Here is a 1,350-nt window from a genome sequence, read left to right on the forward strand (position 1 = left end):
TATTTTGTGATTTGTGAATTTTGATATGACTAAAATATCACCTAGGAGGTGAGAAACAATGGGCGAAGTCTATTCGCAAAATGAGATAGATAATTTGCTTGCTGCGTTAAGTAGTGGTGAATTAGATGCTGATGAGATTAAGGAAACGGGCGAGAAGCAGATTAAAAACTATGATTTTGCAAGGCCATCAAAATTCTCGAAGGAACATCTAAGAACATTAGAAATCATATTCGAACTTAATGGCAGATTGTTGTCTACTAATTTACCTGCGTATCTTCGTAAGAATGTACAGATAGAAGTAATGAATTCAGAGGCAGCTGCTTATTCAGAGTTCTCGAATGCATTATCCAATCCAGTATTACTTGGTATTATTAATTTTGCTCCTTTGGAAGGGAACATTATTATTGAGCTTGCAGCTAATTTAGGCTATGCAATTGTAGATCGAATGCTTGGCGGCGATGGTCATCCGCTAGAGAAAGCAAGAGATTTTTCGGAAATAGAGTTAATTATAATTGAGAGAATTTTCAATATATGTACTAACTTATTGATAGAACCTTGGCAAAATGTTATTAATATTGAACCAAGATTGGAAAGAATCGAGACAAATTCTCAATTTGCTCAAATTATTCAGCCAAGTGAAATGACCTCAATTGTAACAATGAATATACGCATTGGTAATGTGGAAGGGTTAATGAATGTTTGTTTACCATACGCCTGCTTAGAACCAGTAATTGATAAGTTAAATACTAAGTATTGGTATTCAACAATGCAGGTCAAGGATGATGAAGCGTATCAAGATATTATTGAAATTGCTATTGAGAAAGCTAAGATTCCAGTTAAAGCTGTTCTTGGTAACAGTATGTTATCGGTAAATGATTTCCTTAACATTCAAAGAGGTGATATTATACGCCTAAATACAAAGGTAGATGATGAACTTGATATTTATGTAGGGAATATTAAGAAGTTTACTGCACTTCCAGGAGCTTCTTCTGATACATATGCTGTCAGAGTAACATCAATTGTAAGAGAGGAGTAAGAATATGGACGGTATGTTATCGCAAGAAGAAATCAATGCATTATTAGGTAGCATTGAGGATGATTCTTCTGCTAATGAAACGACATCTGATCAATCTGATTCATTAACAGCAGATGAAAAAGATGCGGTCGGTGAGATATCTAATATAAGCATGGGGACGGCTGCTACAACATTGTCTACATTAGTAAACAATAAAGTAGTCATTACAACTCCTGTTGTTTCTTATTCTACATGGGATAATTTATCGCAAGAGTATGGAAAACCATGTGTATTTATACAGATTTCTTACAGAGAAGGTTTAGATGGTAATAACG

Annotated in this window: 1 protein-coding gene and 1 pseudogene; both read left to right on the plus strand. The window is 34.4% G+C overall.

Annotated elements, in window-relative coordinates; translation table 11 throughout:
- The first annotated feature begins 58 nt into the window (after positions 1-58).
- Positions 59-1,036: a flagellar motor switch protein FliM gene (gene fliM, locus ACW2QF_RS18275; RefSeq protein WP_455717451.1), complete on the plus strand. Its 978-nt coding sequence runs from the start codon at positions 59-61 to the stop codon at positions 1,034-1,036.
- Between the two features lie 52 nt (positions 1,037-1,088).
- Positions 1,089-1,350 (plus strand): annotated as a pseudogene (locus ACW2QF_RS18280) (chemotaxis protein CheC); the annotation flags it as partial.

Source organism: Anaerosporobacter sp. (genome assembly GCF_965301125.1).